Below are 15,968 nucleotides of genomic sequence, written 5' to 3' on the forward strand. Positions count from 1 at the left end.
GCAGTCAATTACTTACCGAAAAAGTAAGCAATTTCACGAGCTGCTGATTCTACAGAATCAGAACCGTGTACCGCATTGGCATCGATAGATGTTGCGTAGTCTGCACGCAATGTTCCAGCCGCTGCTTCTTTCGGGTTAGTTGCGCCCATTAGTTCACGGTGACGAAGAACCGCACCTTCACCTTCAAGAACAGAAACCACAACAGGACCAGAGGTCATGAAAGCAACCAAATCTTTGTAGAAAGGACGCTCTTTGTGCTCAGCGTAGAAACCGCCAGCCAATTCGTCGTCAAGTTGAATCATTTTCGCTTCAACAATTTTAAAACCAGCACGCTCAAAACGAGTGTAGATTTCACCGATTACATTTTTAGCAACCGCATCAGGCTTGATGATAGATAGAGTGCGTTCTAACGCCATGGTATAACTCCAAATTAATTTTTTATGGGTGATGGCTAATTTGACAAAAATACAAACGCCATGACCCAGGACTTAAAAGTTTCAGCGCGTGGATTATACGCATCAATTTATGAAAATTGTATGCTCAAACTAAGATATTTTCCGATTTATGGATATTTTCCGTTTATTAAGCCGATCTAAGCGCCGATACCGCATTTTTTATCGTTTGAATTGCAAAATCCACTTCTTCTTCCGTGGAAAAGCGTCCTACCGACAGACGTAATGAACTGTGCGCCAAATCTTCAGCCAAACCAATGGCACGCAATACATACGAAGGTTCTAAACTGGCGGATGTACAAGCAGATCCAGATGAAACAGCAATGTCACTCAAGGACATGAGCAAGACTTCACCATCCACATCAGCAAAACCGACATTGATCACGCCAGCAACTCGCTGTTCAGCATCACCATTTAAATGGACACCATCCATAGTGGACAAGCCTTCCCATAAACGCTCACGCAAGACTAGAATACGCGCACAATCACTTTCCATATCTTGTGCTGCAATACGAAACGCCTCACCCATACCCACAATCTGATGAGTTGCTAGGGTGCCAGAACGCATACCACGTTCATGACCACCGCCATGAATTTGTGCTTCCAGCTTCACCTTTGGTGAACGCCGAACAAACAAAGCCCCGATGCCTTTTGGCCCATAGGTTTTGTGTGCAGTTAACGACATCAAATCCACATTCATTGCATTCACATCTATGCTGACTTTGCCCGTAGTTTGCGCGGCATCAACATGCAGAAAAACACCTTTCGATCGCGTAATCGCACCAATAGACTCAATATCTGTTAACACTCCTAATTCATTATTACCATGCATTAGAGAGATCAGTATCGTATCTTCTTTTATGGCCGCCGCAACTTGCTCAGGTGAAATCACACCATGCTTATCTGGCTGCAAATACGTCACCTCAAAGCCTTCTTTTTCAAGTTGCTTACAAGGATCCAATACAGCCTTATGCTCAATCATAGAGGTAATAATGTGACGACCTTTTTGACGATACGCATGCGCCACACCCTTTAAGGCCAAGTTGTTTGCTTCTGTCGCCCCCGAGGTCCAGACAATCTCACGCGCATCGGCGTTAATCAGACTCGCAACCTGTAGCCTAGCCTCTTCCACCGCCTCTTCCGCTTTCCAACCAAATAAATGCGAGCGAGAAGCAGGATTACCAAAATTACCATCCTGCGTCAGACAAGCCATCATTTTCTCGGCAACTCTAAGGTCCACTGGTGTCGTTGCTGAATTATCTAAATACACAGGTACATTCATTTACTCTTCTCCACCACCAGATCAAGCTGCCGCTTGAGCAATCGATTGGATACGCGTCACAATGGAACGCAGCCCATTTCCTCGGGTTGGGCTTAAGTGACGCTCCAAATCCAATTCTGAGAAATATTGCGCAATATCAAAGTCCATAATTTCTTGCGGTGTTTTTCGATCAAATGCCGCTAATACTAACCCCAACAAACCACGAACGATAATGGCATCACTGTCAACTGCAAAGGTAAGCACTTCCCCTTTCTCAGCATCTTTATCATTATCAGGCTGAATCCAAACACTGCTCTGACACCCTTTCACTAATCGCTCGGACGTTCGCCATTGCTCATCAAACTCTGGTAAAGATTTCCCAAGATCAATGATGTATTTGTACTTATCTTCCCAATCATCAAAAAAAGAAAGGTCATCAACAATCTCGTCTGTGCTAGGTAAAGACATATATCCTCTCTGTTCATACCCCGAAAAAATGGGGCTTACTAAAAATAAAACGACCTTAATGATACCATTAAAGTCGTTCTAATTTGTGTCAGCCATTAACACCCAGTATTACGAATACTAAGTGCGCTTACTAAAAAAACAATCCAGCCTCTAACTGAGCTTCTTCGCTCATCATTTCGCGAGACCAAGGCGGATCAAAAACCAGCTCGACCTTCACCTCTTTAACATTAGGTACTTTTTCAACCCGATATTTGACGTCGCTAACCAATACTGGCCCCATACCACAACCAGGCGCGGTGAGCGTCATATTGATCGAGACCGATTTATTTGCCTGATCCAAGGCGACGTCATAAACCAAACCGAGCGACACTAAACTAATCGGAATTTCAGGGTCATATACCGTATCTAACGCCTGCCAAACCTGCTCCTCACTGATGTCAGAGGACCCTAAATCTTGGAACGCTAACACTTCTGCTTGCTGACCAATCGCTTCTGCATCGGTGCCATCAATGCGCAACATGTTGCCTTGCCAAGTCACCGTATAATTACCACCTAAACTCTGGTTAATGGTAATAAACTGGCCTTCTGGAATCACCGTCGGCTCGCCACTTGGCACTCGACGAGCGGGACAATCCCGCTGTGTTACAACCATTTTTTGCATGAAATTTAACTCACACTAAAGCTTTCGCCGCAGCCACATTCTGCCACAACGTTAGGGTTATTAAATTTCACCACCTGATTAACACCTTCTCGAACCAAATCGATCTCAGTACCACTCAACATAGCCATGGATTCAGCATCAACGGCAAGCGTCACATCGCCAAACGACAGAACGGTATCTTGCTCTTCTGCTTTTTCAACAATATCCAAAACATAAGCAAACCCAGTACAACCACTTTCTTTCGTACTTAAACGAATCAAATTACCTGACAGAGCAGCTAATTTAGCAGCAAAATACTTTTCGGCTGCAGCAGTCAAAGAAACACTGGACTCTGGGTCAAATGTAGTTACTGTCATAACACCTCCTATGCCAACATGCTGCGTACTTTTTTCAACGCAGCAAACAAGGCATCTACTTCCTCTAACGTATTATAAATCGCAAACGAAGCACGCGCCGTACCAGGAACATTAAAACGCGCCATCAGAGGTTGAGCACAATGATCCCCTGTTCGTACTGCAATACCTTGGCGATCTAATAGAAAGCCGATGTCCGCTGGGTGCCCCTGTTCCATCACAAAGCTTAATACGCCAATCTTATTCTTCGCTCGACCAATCACGGTCAAACCGTCAAACTCATCCGCCAGTTTCGTGGCATGAGCCAACAAAGCTTTTTCATGTGCAGCGACAGCCTCTTGATCCAATGCAGAGAACCAACGAATGGCTTCCCCCATGGCAATGGCATCCGCCACATTTGGTGTACCTGCCTCAAAACGATAAGGCAACACATTCCAAATAGCGTCCTGCAAGGTCACAGTAGAAATCATCTCTCCACCTGTACGCCACACAGGCCAATCAGCTAAAACAGCCTCTCGCCCCCACAACACACCAATCCCCATAGGACCGTATAATTTATGTGCGGAGAAGGCATAAAAATCACAACCGATGTCTTGAACATCCGCCCAGCCATGTGCCGCACCTTGCGCCCCATCAATCAGTACTAAAGCACCAACGGCTTTGGCTTTCACCGTCATCTCTTTCACCGGATTAATGGTGCCCAGCGCATTAGAAACATGAGGGATCGCGACAAACTTAGTGCGCTCATTTAGCAGAAATTGATACGCCGCCAAATCCAACTCACCCTCATCCGTTACAGGAACTGTCTTAAAGGTTGCCCCTGATGCTTTACAAGCCTGCTGCCAAGTCACCAAATTCGCATGGTGATCCATCCCAGTTGCGATTACCTCATCGCCCGGTTGCAACAACGAAGATAAGCCATTAGCAATGATGTTAATGCCTTCCGTCGTGCCCGTCGTCCAGATAACTTCTTCACGTTTAGGGGCATTCAAAAACGTTTTCACAATATCGCGCGCGTTTTCAAAATGGCGAGTCGCTTCGTCCGCCAAACGATGTGCACCACGATGAACATTGGCATTGCACGTGGTGTAATAGTTCACCAGAGCATCAATAACACATTGCGGCTTTTGCGTTGTCGCAGCGTTATCAAGGTACACCAAAGGATTCCCATCAATTTTACGCTTTAAAATCGGAAACTCGTCACGAATGGCGGAAACATCAAAACTCATTCTATTCCTCGCTTACTTAACTTCCATTTGCGCAAAGCGCTCACGGATAATAGGACGAACCCACTCGGCTAAGGCTTCATTTGGCATTAAATCGATCAATTCATTAATAAAACCAAAGTTCAACATCACTTGTGCTTTTGATTTACTAATGCCACGCGTTTCTAAGTAATAAAGCGCCTGCTTATCGATTTCAGCAATGGTTGCACCATGAGCACAACGCACATCGTCAGCATAAATTTCCAATTCAGGCTTTGTGTTGATTTCCGCTTTGTTCGACATCAGCAAATTACGGTTGTTTAACTCAGCCAAAGTCTTCTGTGCATCACGATGAATGTGAATACGGCCGTTAAACACCGCTCGCGCACGATCCGCCACAATACCACGCACATTTTCTTCTGTGGTGCCATTTGGCATCGCATGCTCAACCGTCGCATGCAGGTCAAACAACTCATTACCGTCCAGCAAATACATCGCATTCAACTTGGCATCGGCAAATTCACCAGCGTGAATAATATCCGTATCCAAACGCGACAATTCGCTACCAAAGCCAACGATCGTACTGTGCATTTTTGACTTATCGCTTAATTGGAAATGGCTACCGCCGATGGTGAGATTAGACCCAGTTTGCAATGCAAAACGATAATGCTCTAGAGACGCTTCTGCCGCCACATCGTATTCAACAAATGCCGTACTAAGACTGTCACCCTGCGACTGAACATCTTCAATCACCGCCAGCTGAGCACCTTTCTCTAGACGCACTAAAACACGGGTATGAGATTCCGCCCCAGCGCTTAACAAAGAACTGATTCGCAACGGCTCAGCAATTTTAATACCTTCTATCACCGTAACCAGTAGCACGTCTTTCGCCAGTGCATCATTCACCAAACCGAATAGATGACGTTCCGGCTTAATGTTTGAAAAAGAACGCAACGCTTCTGCTTGCTGATCTGCTGACAAATCTTGACCAAGCTGAACAGTCAAACCCATCGGCAAGGCTTTAGTCGATTGCAAAGCATCAAATTGACCATTTACAAATACCAGCTCAATCGCAGAAACATTCGGAATCGCCACAGGCGTTAAGCCAGACACACTGTCTAGTGCTTTCGCCGAGCTACGCTCAACGGCTCTTAGAGGCGTATAACGCCAAGCTTCTGTTTTACGTGTTGGCCATTGAGTATTCGCCAGAACATCAAGTGCTTGAGCACGCTTTGGTGCTAACCAGTCTTGATTTTCTTGCCCTCGAGCGATGGCACTTTCTAACCATTCACTCATGCGTTACCCCTCTAACTCATCTTCAGCTGGCTCTGTTTGCAACCAAGCATAACCTTGCGCTTCCAATTCATGAGCCAAAGAAGCATCGCCACTTTTCACAATTTTGCCGTCTGACAAAACATGCACGAAATCAGGCTTAATGTAATCCAATAGACGCTGGTAGTGTGTCACAACGATGAAACTACGATCTGCAGAACGTTGACTGTTAACCCCTTCTGCGACTACTTGCAATGCATCAATATCCAAACCTGAGTCGGTTTCATCCAAGATGCAAAGCTTCGGCTTCAGCAACAACATCTGCATTAGCTCGTTACGCTTTTTCTCACCGCCAGAGAAACCTTCATTGACACCACGCTTTAGGAATGACACAGGCAAATTAACCTGCTTACACGCCGCTTTTGCTTCTTTTAGGAACTCAGCCGAGGTCACAGCCTCTTCACCACGGGCTTCACGTTGAGCGTCAACGGCAGCCTTAAGGAACTCAAGATTGCTAACGCCAGGAATTTCGACAGGGTACTGGAAAGCCAAGAACAAACCAGCGCGAGCACGCTCTTCTGTTTCCATATCAAGTAAATCTTCGCCGTCCAAAGTCACGCTGCCACTCTCAACAGAATAACCGTCACGACCTGACAACACATAACCCATGGTGCTTTTACCTGCACCATTTGGTCCCATAATGGCATGCACTTCGCCCGGCTTAACCTCAAGGTTAAGGCCTTTAATAATGTTCTTTTCTTCCACGCTGGCGTGTAAATCTTTAATCGTCAATAAATTCGACATGCTAAACAGTTCCTTAACCTACAGAGCCTTCAAGGCTAATTTCTAGTAACTTGCCCGCTTCTACGGCAAATTCCATCGGTAATTCTTTAAAGACTTCTTTACAGAAGCCGTTGACGATCATCGAGACCGCTTTTTCTGGATCTAGGCCACGTTGCTGACATAAGAACATTTGCTCATCACTGACCTTAGACGTCGTTGCTTCGTGCTCAACAATGGCGGAAGGGTTGCGACTCTCGACATAAGGGAAAGTGTGTGCGCCACATTGATCACCGATCAACAAAGAATCACATTGAGTAAAGTTACGTGCGCCTTCCGCTCCTGGATTCATTCGCACCAAGCCACGATAGCTGTTATTACTCTTACCGGCTGAAATACCTTTCGAAATGATGGTCGACTTGGTGTTTTTACCAAGATGAATCATTTTGGTACCGGTATCCGCTTGCTGACGACCTCGCGTCAAGGCAACCGAATAGAACTCACCAATACTGTTATCGCCTTTCAGTACGCAGCTTGGGTATTTCCAAGTGACAGCAGAACCCGTTTCAACTTGCGTCCAAGAAATCTTAGCATTGGTATGACAAACACCGCGCTTGGTCACAAAGTTATAAATACCACCTTTGCCTTCTTCATCACCTGGATACCAGTTCTGAACCGTCGAGTATTTAATTTCTGCATCGTCTAATGCAACCAACTCAACCACAGCCGCGTGCAACTGGTTTTCATCTCGCTGAGGCGCTGTACAGCCTTCTAGGTAACTCACATGGCTACCTTCGTCAGCGATGATCAAGGTACGTTCAAACTGACCGGTATTTTGCTCATTGATACGAAAATAAGTAGATAATTCCATTGGGCAACGAGTACCTTTTGGAATATAGACAAACGAACCATCCGTAAACACAGCACAGTTAAGCGCGGCATAATAATTGTCTTTTTTAGGCACCACGCTGCCTAGATATTTTTTCACTAGATCAGGGTGCTTGTGAACGGCTTCTGAAATGGGGCAAAAAATCACCCCCGCTTCTTCGAGCTTTTCTCGGAAAGTGGTAACAACAGAGACAGAATCAAATACCGCATCAACTGCAACACCAGCCAGCATCTGCTGCTCAATCAACGGAATGCCAAGCTTTTCATAGGTTCGCAATAACTCAGGGTCCACCTCGTCTAAAGACTTAGGCTTATCTTTCATACTCTTTGGCGCGGAATAGTACGAGATCGCCTGAAAGTCGATTTTGGGGTAATCCACCAACGCCCAATCAGGCTCATCCATTTTTAACCAATCACGAAAAGCACTTAAACGCCATTCGAGCATCCATTCAGGTTCACCTTTCATTTCTGAAATACGACGAATGACATCTTCATCCAATCCTGGCGTAAATGTTTCTGATTCCACATCAGACACAAAACCCGCTTCGTATTCCCGTGCCAGCGCCTTATCTATCTGCTCTGTCATATAAAACTCACTCATTATTGGAACCGACTAAGGGGACATATTCCCAGGAAGGCTCCACACCATTAATTGATTATCTAATCGAGAATAGCCGCACTAATTTTGCTGCTATCAAAGCCGAGCGGTCGACTTTCAAGATTTTGTCGCTCCGCTACTTGGCGCACATCATTTCGGCGCACCAATTGCTCTAAACTAATTTGACTTAAAAAGTCATGTATTTGATCACTCAAGTCACACCACAAATGATGGGTTAGACAAGTATGGCCACTCTGGCAGTCACTGCGCCCTTTACAGCCTGTCGCATCGACTGATTCATTCACCGCATCCACAATTTGTGCAACGTAAATGTCATCATTAGAACGACTCAAGCGATAACCTCCGCCAGGGCCGCGTACACTGATAACCAAAGCCTTCTTACGAAGTTTGGAAAACAATTGCTCAAGATAGGAAAGGGAAATCCCTTGTCGCTCAGAAATATCCGACAAAGAGACAGGCCCTTTGCTCGAATGTAATGCCAGATCTAGCATGGCGGTTACTGCATAGCGACCTTTTGTTGTAAGACGCATAAGCTACCCAATTAATACTTTCTGTGAGCCTAAATAATACACAAAACCTAGTGTTTTTATCAAGTATTTACTTGACTAAAATACTAGGTTATTAACCAGCCAACCAAATTTTCGTGCGCATTTTACGTGGACTGGCATAAAAACTAAACCGCATATTGAGTTTTGAGCAGAAATTCATCGACAAACAGCCCCATAAAAGCCTCCTAATTATCCAAAAATCGCATAGAATAAATAGACATCCATTCACCGATAGAAGAGTCATTATGAAAGACAACAACGACAATTCATCAAACAACGCAGGACAGAAGTCCAAAAGCGTACTTGTACCCTTTCTGCTCTGCTTTATTCTCAGTGTCGGAGCGTCTGGAGGCATCAGTTATTTTCTCATCAGCTCCTCTAAGGACGATCCAGAACTAGACAGCACCTTAAGTAAGTACGATGCTCGCATCACAGATGTACAGAATGCTCAAAAGAAATACAGCCTTCAAATTGATAAAATTGAAAAAGACAGTGAAGAACTGAAACTGTATCTTCGCCACAGTAGCGCGACAGCCCTAAAAAACATCCTAATCAATCAAGAAGAGAACATTCAGTCTTACCTAAAAGTCATGAAATCGGCTATGAACGATTTATCACGCATCACACCGGACAGTACAGATTGGAACAGCCAATACCAATACCGCTTGGACTTGGCTCTAAAAAACAGCCTAGAAAGAGAAGACTTATTGCGCTTACTGAAAACCGGTGAACCCAACGAAAAAGCCTCACAATAATGAGGCTTTTTAGGGTCACCAATTACTATCCCTACGCGAGAGCAAGCTTTTTTAAATGCTAGCGGCGAGAGTTGTACCTTGCTTTATCGCCCGCTTGGCATCTAACTCAGATGCCACACTCGCACCACCAATCCAATGCATCGGCTTGTTCAATCCGGCTTCCAATAAGCGGTTCGATTCTTGTCCAGCACAGATAATCACATTATCCACATCCAGTATCTGATCTTTGCCCTCTACAGACAAATGCAAGCCCTGATCGTCAACCTTGTGGTATTCACAACTGGACAACAAAGTTGCGCCTTTTTTAACCAATTCGGTGCGATGGATCCAGCCTGTGGTTTTGCCTAGATTCGCCCCGACTTTACTCTTCTTACGTTGCAGCAGAAAAATTTCTCGTTCGGCAGGTTCAAATTTTGGTGTCATACCTTCAACACCACCACGAGCTCCCAAACTCATATCCACACCCCATTGCGACATAAAGTCTTCGATCTTCTGGGTTTTATAAGTTTCGGCATGAATAAGGTATTCCGAAATGTCGAATCCGATACCACCAGCACCAATAACGGCTACTCGCTTACCAACTGGGTGACCATCCATCACATCGAGATAACTCAACACTTTTGGATGATCGATACCATCAATACCTGGAGTACGAGGCAAAATCCCCGTGGCTAATACCACTTCGTCCACATCAGACTGATTCAGAAAATGCGCATCCACTTTGGTATTCAACTGTAAATTTACCCCAGTTAATGCCACCTGACGTTTGAAATAGCGCAAGGTTTCATAAAACTCGCCTTTACCTGGAATGCGCTTAGCAATATTAAACTGCCCACCAATCTCATTCGCAGCATCGTACAAGGTTACATCATGACCACGCTTAGCCGCGGTTGTAGCAAACGCCAAACCAGCAGGGCCTGCACCAACCACAGCGATGCGTTTCTTTTCTTCTGCAGGGGCAATAATCAATTTGGTTTCATGGCATGCACGAGGGTTCACTAAACAAGAAGTTAATTTGTTAGCAAATACATGATCTAAACAAGCTTGATTACAACCAATACAAGTATTGATCTCGTCGGCCCTATTTTCCTGCGCTTTTACCACAAATTCAGGATCCGCCAAGAAAGGCCGAGCCATCGAAACAATATCCGCATCACCTCGAGCTAACACGTCTTCCGCCACATCTGGCGCATTAATACGGTTCGAGGTCACCAAAGGAACATTTAACGACGCTTTTAGCTTAGCGGTCACCCAAGTAAAGGCCGCTCTTGGTACCTTTGTCGCAATAGTTGGTACACGTGCTTCATGCCAACCTATTCCAGTACTGATGATACTTGCACCGGCTTTTTCAATCGCTAAACCAAGCTCTACCACCTCTTCTAACGTACTTCCGCCCTCAACAAGATCCAGCATAGACAAGCGGTAAATAATGATAAATTCTGCACCAACCGCTTCGCGTACACGACGCACGACTTCAACGGGCAGACGAATACGTTTTTCATAATCCCCACCCCATTCATCTTCACGCTGATTGGTGCGAGCGGCGATAAATTGGTTCAAGAAGTAGCCTTCTGACCCCATGATCTCGACGCCGTCGTAGCCTGCTTGCTTCGCCAATTGAGCGGCATTCACAAAGTCATTGATTTGCTTTTCAATGCCTTCATCAGTCAGAGCTTCTGGTTTGAAAGGATTGATCGGGGCTTGAATAGCAGATGGCGCCACCAACTTTGGATTATAAGAGTAACGACCTGTATGTAAGATTTGCATACAAATCTTACCGCCTTCTTGATGCACAGCCTTGGTAATGATCTGATGCTCTGCGACATCTTTTTCAGACGCCATGACCGCCGCCCCTGCGTACACAACACCTTCAGCATTTGGCGCAATACCACCTGTTACAATTAAGGCGACACCACCTCGAGCACGCTCTGCATAAAAAGCAGCCATACGATCAATGCCACCTTTGACCTCTTCTAGTCCTAAATGCATTGAGCCCATTAGCACACGGTTTTTTAGTTGAGTAAAACCAAGATCCAAAGGCTGAAATAAATGTGGGTAAGTTGCGTGACTCATAAGCGACTCTCTTATTATTTTGGCTTAAATTTTAACCATTGCAGCTGCCCGCCAGCAATGTTGACACCGTCAAGATAAGTTTTCATTTTGACATTGTCAAGTTAGCCAGATAATAATCATCACATGACAAACTCAAAAAAATATCATCATGGTGATCTCACCAAGTCGTTACTGGATTCCGCTTCCAGTTTAATCAAAGAACATGGCGTAGAAAGTTTAAGCATGCGCAAACTGGCCGATGTGGTTGGCGTATCGCGAATGGCTCCCTACCATCACTTCAAAGATAAAAATGCCCTCCTGTGCGCCTTAGCGGAAAAAGGCTTTTACGAACAGGAAGAACTGCTTTGTCAGCTACTCAAAAAAACGCTACCCACAGCAGACCTGTTTAAACAGTATGTACACCTTTACTTAGAATACGCACAACAACACAGTGAAACTTATGATCTAATGTATGGACGGGTCATCTGGAAAGCTGGCACTCCGACCGACAGCTTAGTCGCTGCCTCGCGACAAACCTTTAAAACCTGGATTGATTGGGTAGAGAAGCTACAACAGGAAAACATCTTACCTGCGGACAATAGTGCTCTGAGAATTGGCCAAACAACTTGGGCTAGCCTGCATGGATTGGCGAGATTCTATCTAGATGGGATTTACTTAGACAAAGAAGATTTAAGCGGCATGGTCGACCAAATGATCAAAAATCTATGCCGCTCAACTCATTGAACCCTCAAATGTAATTAAGGGTTTGACGCATAAACTTAATGAAACAAACGCGCTTCAAATAAATGGGATTGTTTGAAGCGATCTAGTGTCTTCGCACCAGCTAACACCGCCAGATCCAACACAGGTTCCAATAACACAACACTCATATAGGCCACACCAAAGCTAGCAACGGAACTAAAGTTTTCTGCACCAAAGCCTTGACCGTAAAAAGCCCAGAAAGCCACCCACGCCACGATACCACCTTGATACATAAGTGACAGCTGCAACGTTTGTTTATAAGAAATATCAACGTAGGCCGTATTAGGTGAAATGATTCGTTCCGCTACCATGGACATGGCAAACAATGGCAACAATAAGGTCGTCATATTCATACCATATTGCGGCAAATCAAACGGCGCAAAAAACACACCTTGAATTAATAAACCTGATGCCAAACCAATGGCCGCCGCAGCCGGACCAAATATGAGGAATAAGGTCGAGCCTAATATAAAGTGAACTTCTGACACCCCAACGGCCTGATGAGGCAGTACTTCAAAAAAGAACAAAACCAACAAACTGGTCATCAGGCTTCTTCCCAATAGAGAGAACAAACCGGACTGTTTAATTAATTCCACCGCCGACTTGAGGGTTAATCCCGCTGCTGCCAATGCAGTACCATAACTCAATAACATCTTGGCGCCGTCAACAACGCCCGCTTCAATATGCATGTTTTATCTCCTAATATGCAACACACTCACCCGTATGCGCTAAATCAGTGTCTACTTATATAGACGCTCTCTATGAAGGCCGGTCTCCGGACTTGTTAGCCTATCGATCGATCAACATTCACGACTCAACTCCTTCCCACCTTCGCAGTGCAATTGAATCCGTTAACCAAAGCTTAAACATACCGTTGCGGGGGCAGCACAGGCTTAGTTTTCACGTACCTGTTTCCCGTTTACTCTGTCGCCTGCTGTTAGGATGCGACATGACACCTTCATAATCCATTACTCTGACGCACTTCAATTAAGTGCCAGAGTACGCCAAAGAGACTACTGCCTCTGTTCTCATTAGGCAATTTTTGAATCAGCATTATTCTTATTTAGGAGAAAAACCTTGTCATTATTCAGCCACTGAGACAACAAGATGTAATTTTTCGTTATCAATTTGTACTCTGAATCATCTCTAGATGATCATTCAAGCACCAGAAACAATCATTCATAAAATCTTAACACTTTGATTTTATGAATATTTTAAAAAAACAAGAAAAAGCGTACAACAAATATATAAATGATATTTACTTGAATCTTAATGCCATTCACAAAAAGACACTATTTCATCGCAAAGCTAGCCACTAAAATTTACATTCTACAATAGCGATTAAATTTGCGAGTTAGCATGCCACATAGGAAAGTGAAGATCATACTGGTTAGTTTACTGTGTTCGTTTGGCTTAGCCTTCTTTTTAGGAGAAGCGGAAAGCAAGCGACTCTCTCAACAAGCTTCCGTTGAACTGGCGCAAAATAACGAAAAACAAATCGCCTTTCTAGAGAATTTATTCCATTCCATTTCTCTGGTGCTAAATCAGACATCAGACCTCTATCAAGGGCAATGCAATACTGATGTTCTAAACTTCATGCGAAAGTCTATTTTTAATATTGATGGTGTGATCGAAATTGGTATTGTGAAACAAGGTAATAGTAGAGGCACGTTAACCTGCAGCTCATGGGGCGAAAGTGAGATTCAAGTTCGTAACCCTGAACCTCATGAAGGATTCAAATTTTCAGGTCCACACATCTCTAATTTGTATAATGAACAAATTTATGTAATCAAGAAATCAACTCAAGACATTGAATTCAATGCTTTAATCAAACACTCATCCATTGATAATTTACTGCAAAATATCAAGATCGATACCCAGCCCAAAGGGATAAACCTCAAAAACAACGAAGCGGAATTGCCTTCTGAATTCATAAGCAATCTTTATTACAGTTACCAAGACAAACAAGACCTGAGCGCGTCTTATGTGTTCTATCTTTCTATCTTTGTGTTGTCGTTTTTGTTTTTCCAATTTGTCTCGATTCCTTTTTTAATCTTCTTATCTGACAAAAAAAGGTTAAAGCGCAAAATCTATTCCGATACATTTTTTAATGTCTACCAGCCGATTATTGATTCTCAGAGTGGCTCTGTTTTTTCTTATGAGATTTTCACTCGCTGTCAAGATCAAGAACACGCAGCTGGCATCATTAACAGCATCAAGAAACACAATCTTTATGTTGACCATACTTTATGGCAACTGGATAAACTTTCGACAGAGCGCAGCCATTTTCGTTGTAAAAATTTTCAAATCAATCTTTCTGCTAAGCATTTGGTAAACAGTAAAATGATGGCTTATTTAGCCGCCATTGATGCGGCTGCACGACAAGAGATCATCATTGAGATTACCGAAGACGAGGACTTGTTTCTCAATCGAGAGAAAATCCAAATGACCATAAAAATGCTCAAAGAGCTAGGTTACCGTTTTGCTTTGGATGACTTTGGATCTGGCTTTTCGAATTTCTCTTACATTTTCGAGTTTGACTTCGATTTCATTAAAATCGACAAGAGCATTCTTAAATCAAAAAATGGTGAGTTTTTAGTGCCTTTCATTGAAATTTTCAAAACCCTCAACATCCCCTGCATCATTGAAGGCGTAGAAGACAAAGAAGACCAAGATAGATTAACCAGCCTTGATGTGCGTTATCATCAAGGCTGGTTCTATGGCAAACCGCAAAAAGCCGGGATGGCTTAATAAAAAACCGAATAGGATACAACTTGATAATAGAAAACCCCTTCTATTAAGAGGAAATGATTACTTAGGCGGTCGACGTCCAGACAGAGAACGACGCTCGTTCATTCTCCCTTCTATGCGCTTAAGCAAAGACGTACGATGGAAAATAGTCCCGCCAATGATGCCAATGGAACTACCAATAAAAATGTCCAATAGCCTGTGCTGCAACAAGATATCAGTCGACATATTGGCACTGGTGAATTCCGCCATAATCACAGTCAAAGGAGTAATAAAAATCACCGCCGCAGCGTAATTTTTAACAATAAAAACCTCAATTAAAAACTGAAACACAAACATGAACAAAGCCAAATGCCAGTAATTTGGCTGAATGGAAAAAATACACCAAGCCAACCCCATGCCAATCACAGTGCCTATGATTCGATGCACATTTCGATGCCAAATCATGCGATAGGTCGCCCCTTGCAAAATCGCGGCACAGGAGATAGGGACCCAAAGAGCATTGGCTAACTGCAACCACATGGCAATCAAATAAGACAAACCGATGAAAAAAGAGACTAAAAACCCTTCCAGTAAAATCGCATTCACCCGAGGATCGGTTTCAAATTGACTGTGAGGCAGATCGTTTGCTCCTGTCATTAAGCTGTAAATAAAAGCAATAATACATGCCAGCATACCGCCCAAAGCGACCATTCCGACATTGGCTGGCAGCTTAGCCAAATCAAATGGTAAGTAAATGGCCAATGCCGATACTAAGATAAAGAAGAAACTCCCTGGCGGCGGCAAACAGTAATATCGAGTAATCACGATGGCACCGAAGGATAAAATAGCCAAGGCTAAAGCCGCAGTATACGGGTTAAAACTCGACAAAGCCCCGACACTAAAGCACAACATAAAGCCGAATGAACACATCGCCATGGTCACCATACGATGTGCCGTGCGAGTTTTCGGTAAATATAGAATCACCATGGCCCCCAAACTGGCTAAAGTAGCAATGGCGAACTGACCCAATGCCGCACCAATAAGAGGAGGAATCCCTACACAAATCGCCGCCACGACCGCAATATGCCAAGGGCGCTTCACTTCACTCCATGAAAACAGACTTCCTACTTGCTCTTTAATTGACTTCAGCAATGAAACACTC

16 protein-coding genes and 1 riboswitch are annotated in these 15,968 nt (G+C 44.1%); of the genes, 3 read left to right on the forward strand and 13 right to left on the reverse strand.

Annotation, left to right across the window (positions count from 1 at the left end):
- Positions 1 to 8: 8 nt before the first annotated feature.
- The 10 genes from ndk to iscR form a co-directional block, all read right to left on the reverse strand.
- A complete protein-coding gene (ndk, locus tag ACHUFM_RS11720) occupies positions 9 to 416 on the reverse strand; it encodes a nucleoside-diphosphate kinase (RefSeq protein WP_013796955.1) in 408 nt (135 codons plus the stop codon).
- 166 nt (positions 417 to 582) lie between these two features.
- Positions 583 to 1,734 (reverse strand): IscS subfamily cysteine desulfurase, encoded by a 1,152-nt coding sequence (locus tag ACHUFM_RS11725; RefSeq protein WP_394182429.1) that lies wholly within the window; start codon positions 1,732 to 1,734, stop codon positions 583 to 585.
- A gap of 21 nt (positions 1,735 to 1,755) precedes the next feature.
- Positions 1,756 to 2,181 carry a SufE family protein gene (locus ACHUFM_RS11730; protein ID WP_394182430.1) on the reverse strand — a complete coding sequence of 142 codons (426 nt, stop codon included), beginning with the start codon at positions 2,179 to 2,181 and terminating at the stop codon, positions 1,756 to 1,758.
- Positions 2,182 to 2,311: 130 nt separating this feature from the next.
- On the reverse strand, positions 2,312 to 2,842 hold the full coding sequence (sufT, locus tag ACHUFM_RS11735) for a putative Fe-S cluster assembly protein SufT (protein WP_394182431.1): 531 nt from the start codon (positions 2,840 to 2,842) through the stop codon (positions 2,312 to 2,314).
- 5 nt (positions 2,843 to 2,847) lie between these two features.
- The gene (locus ACHUFM_RS11740; RefSeq protein ID WP_394182432.1) at positions 2,848 to 3,198 is read right to left on the reverse strand and encodes a HesB/IscA family protein; all 351 of its coding nucleotides are present in this window, start codon (positions 3,196 to 3,198) and stop codon (positions 2,848 to 2,850) included.
- Between the two features lie 8 nt (positions 3,199 to 3,206).
- Positions 3,207 to 4,424: an aminotransferase class V-fold PLP-dependent enzyme gene (locus ACHUFM_RS11745; RefSeq protein WP_394182433.1), complete on the reverse strand. Its 1,218-nt coding sequence runs from the start codon at positions 4,422 to 4,424 to the stop codon at positions 3,207 to 3,209.
- Positions 4,425 to 4,436: 12 nt separating this feature from the next.
- Entirely contained in the window at positions 4,437 to 5,696 is a 1,260-nt protein-coding gene (gene sufD / locus ACHUFM_RS11750) for a Fe-S cluster assembly protein SufD (RefSeq protein ID WP_394182434.1), read from the reverse strand.
- A 3-nt stretch (positions 5,697 to 5,699) separates the two neighbouring features.
- Positions 5,700 to 6,476, reverse strand: coding sequence for a Fe-S cluster assembly ATPase SufC (sufC, locus tag ACHUFM_RS11755; protein WP_113874095.1), 777 nt, complete (start codon positions 6,474 to 6,476; stop codon positions 5,700 to 5,702).
- A 13-nt stretch (positions 6,477 to 6,489) separates the two neighbouring features.
- On the reverse strand, positions 6,490 to 7,926 hold the full coding sequence (sufB, locus tag ACHUFM_RS11760) for a Fe-S cluster assembly protein SufB (RefSeq protein WP_394182495.1): 1,437 nt from the start codon (positions 7,924 to 7,926) through the stop codon (positions 6,490 to 6,492).
- Positions 7,927 to 8,000: 74 nt separating this feature from the next.
- Positions 8,001 to 8,489 (reverse strand): Fe-S cluster assembly transcriptional regulator IscR, encoded by a 489-nt coding sequence (iscR, locus tag ACHUFM_RS11765; RefSeq protein WP_063332692.1) that lies wholly within the window; start codon positions 8,487 to 8,489, stop codon positions 8,001 to 8,003.
- Positions 8,490 to 8,752: 263 nt separating this feature from the next.
- On the opposite strand from iscR, the gene ACHUFM_RS11770 reads away from it, so the two are divergent.
- The gene (locus ACHUFM_RS11770) at positions 8,753 to 9,262 is read left to right on the forward strand and encodes a hypothetical protein (protein WP_394182435.1); all 510 of its coding nucleotides are present in this window, start codon (positions 8,753 to 8,755) and stop codon (positions 9,260 to 9,262) included.
- A 51-nt stretch (positions 9,263 to 9,313) separates the two neighbouring features.
- Here the strand turns inward: ACHUFM_RS11770 and ACHUFM_RS11775 are convergent, their stop codons facing one another.
- On the reverse strand, positions 9,314 to 11,335 hold the full coding sequence (locus tag ACHUFM_RS11775) for an oxidoreductase (RefSeq protein WP_394182436.1): 2,022 nt from the start codon (positions 11,333 to 11,335) through the stop codon (positions 9,314 to 9,316).
- Between the two features lie 123 nt (positions 11,336 to 11,458).
- Between ACHUFM_RS11775 and ACHUFM_RS11780 the strand changes: the two genes are divergently transcribed.
- Entirely contained in the window at positions 11,459 to 12,058 is a 600-nt protein-coding gene (locus ACHUFM_RS11780) for a TetR/AcrR family transcriptional regulator (protein ID WP_394182437.1), read from the forward strand.
- A 35-nt stretch (positions 12,059 to 12,093) separates the two neighbouring features.
- Here the strand turns inward: ACHUFM_RS11780 and ACHUFM_RS11785 are convergent, their stop codons facing one another.
- A complete protein-coding gene (locus tag ACHUFM_RS11785) occupies positions 12,094 to 12,765 on the reverse strand; it encodes an energy-coupling factor ABC transporter permease (protein WP_394182438.1) in 672 nt (223 codons plus the stop codon).
- Between the two features lie 60 nt (positions 12,766 to 12,825).
- A riboswitch (cobalamin riboswitch) is annotated at positions 12,826 to 13,051 on the reverse strand.
- A 384-nt stretch (positions 13,052 to 13,435) separates the two neighbouring features.
- Between ACHUFM_RS11785 and ACHUFM_RS11790 the strand changes: the two genes are divergently transcribed.
- A complete protein-coding gene (locus ACHUFM_RS11790) occupies positions 13,436 to 14,827 on the forward strand; it encodes an EAL domain-containing protein (RefSeq protein ID WP_394182439.1) in 1,392 nt (463 codons plus the stop codon).
- Positions 14,828 to 14,887: 60 nt separating this feature from the next.
- On the opposite strand, the gene ACHUFM_RS11795 is transcribed toward ACHUFM_RS11790, so the two are convergent.
- The gene (locus tag ACHUFM_RS11795) at positions 14,888 to 15,958 is read right to left on the reverse strand and encodes an FUSC family protein (protein WP_394182440.1); all 1,071 of its coding nucleotides are present in this window, start codon (positions 15,956 to 15,958) and stop codon (positions 14,888 to 14,890) included.
- Between the last annotated feature and the right edge of the window lie 10 nt (positions 15,959 to 15,968).

It is taken from the genome of Marinomonas posidonica, assembly GCF_043643765.1.
GTDB classification, from domain to species: Bacteria; Pseudomonadota; Gammaproteobacteria; order Pseudomonadales; family Marinomonadaceae; genus Marinomonas; species Marinomonas posidonica_A.

Excerpts from the sequence above, each read along its gene's own strand:
- ndk (WP_013796955.1), bottom strand. The coding sequence starts at position 416 with ATGGCGTTAGAACGCACTCTATCTATCATCAAGCCTGATGCGGTTGCT.
- ACHUFM_RS11725 (WP_394182429.1), bottom strand. The coding sequence starts at position 1,734 with ATGAATGTACCTGTGTATTTAGATAATTCAGCAACGACACCAGTGGAC.
- ACHUFM_RS11730 (WP_394182430.1), bottom strand. The coding sequence starts at position 2,181 with ATGTCTTTACCTAGCACAGACGAGATTGTTGATGACCTTTCTTTTTTT.
- sufT (WP_394182431.1), bottom strand. The coding sequence starts at position 2,842 with ATGCAAAAAATGGTTGTAACACAGCGGGATTGTCCCGCTCGTCGAGTG.
- ACHUFM_RS11740 (WP_394182432.1), bottom strand. The coding sequence starts at position 3,198 with ATGACAGTAACTACATTTGACCCAGAGTCCAGTGTTTCTTTGACTGCT.
- ACHUFM_RS11745 (WP_394182433.1), bottom strand. The coding sequence starts at position 4,424 with ATGAGTTTTGATGTTTCCGCCATTCGTGACGAGTTTCCGATTTTAAAG.
- sufD (WP_394182434.1), bottom strand. The coding sequence starts at position 5,696 with ATGAGTGAATGGTTAGAAAGTGCCATCGCTCGAGGGCAAGAAAATCAA.
- sufC (WP_113874095.1), bottom strand. The coding sequence starts at position 6,476 with ATGTCGAATTTATTGACGATTAAAGATTTACACGCCAGCGTGGAAGAA.
- sufB (WP_394182495.1), bottom strand. The coding sequence starts at position 7,926 with ATGACAGAGCAGATAGATAAGGCGCTGGCACGGGAATACGAAGCGGGT.
- iscR (WP_063332692.1), bottom strand. The coding sequence starts at position 8,489 with ATGCGTCTTACAACAAAAGGTCGCTATGCAGTAACCGCCATGCTAGAT.
- ACHUFM_RS11770 (WP_394182435.1), top strand. The coding sequence starts at position 8,753 with ATGAAAGACAACAACGACAATTCATCAAACAACGCAGGACAGAAGTCC.
- ACHUFM_RS11775 (WP_394182436.1), bottom strand. The coding sequence starts at position 11,335 with ATGAGTCACGCAACTTACCCACATTTATTTCAGCCTTTGGATCTTGGT.
- ACHUFM_RS11780 (WP_394182437.1), top strand. The coding sequence starts at position 11,459 with ATGACAAACTCAAAAAAATATCATCATGGTGATCTCACCAAGTCGTTA.
- ACHUFM_RS11785 (WP_394182438.1), bottom strand. The coding sequence starts at position 12,765 with ATGCATATTGAAGCGGGCGTTGTTGACGGCGCCAAGATGTTATTGAGT.
- ACHUFM_RS11790 (WP_394182439.1), top strand. The coding sequence starts at position 13,436 with ATGCCACATAGGAAAGTGAAGATCATACTGGTTAGTTTACTGTGTTCG.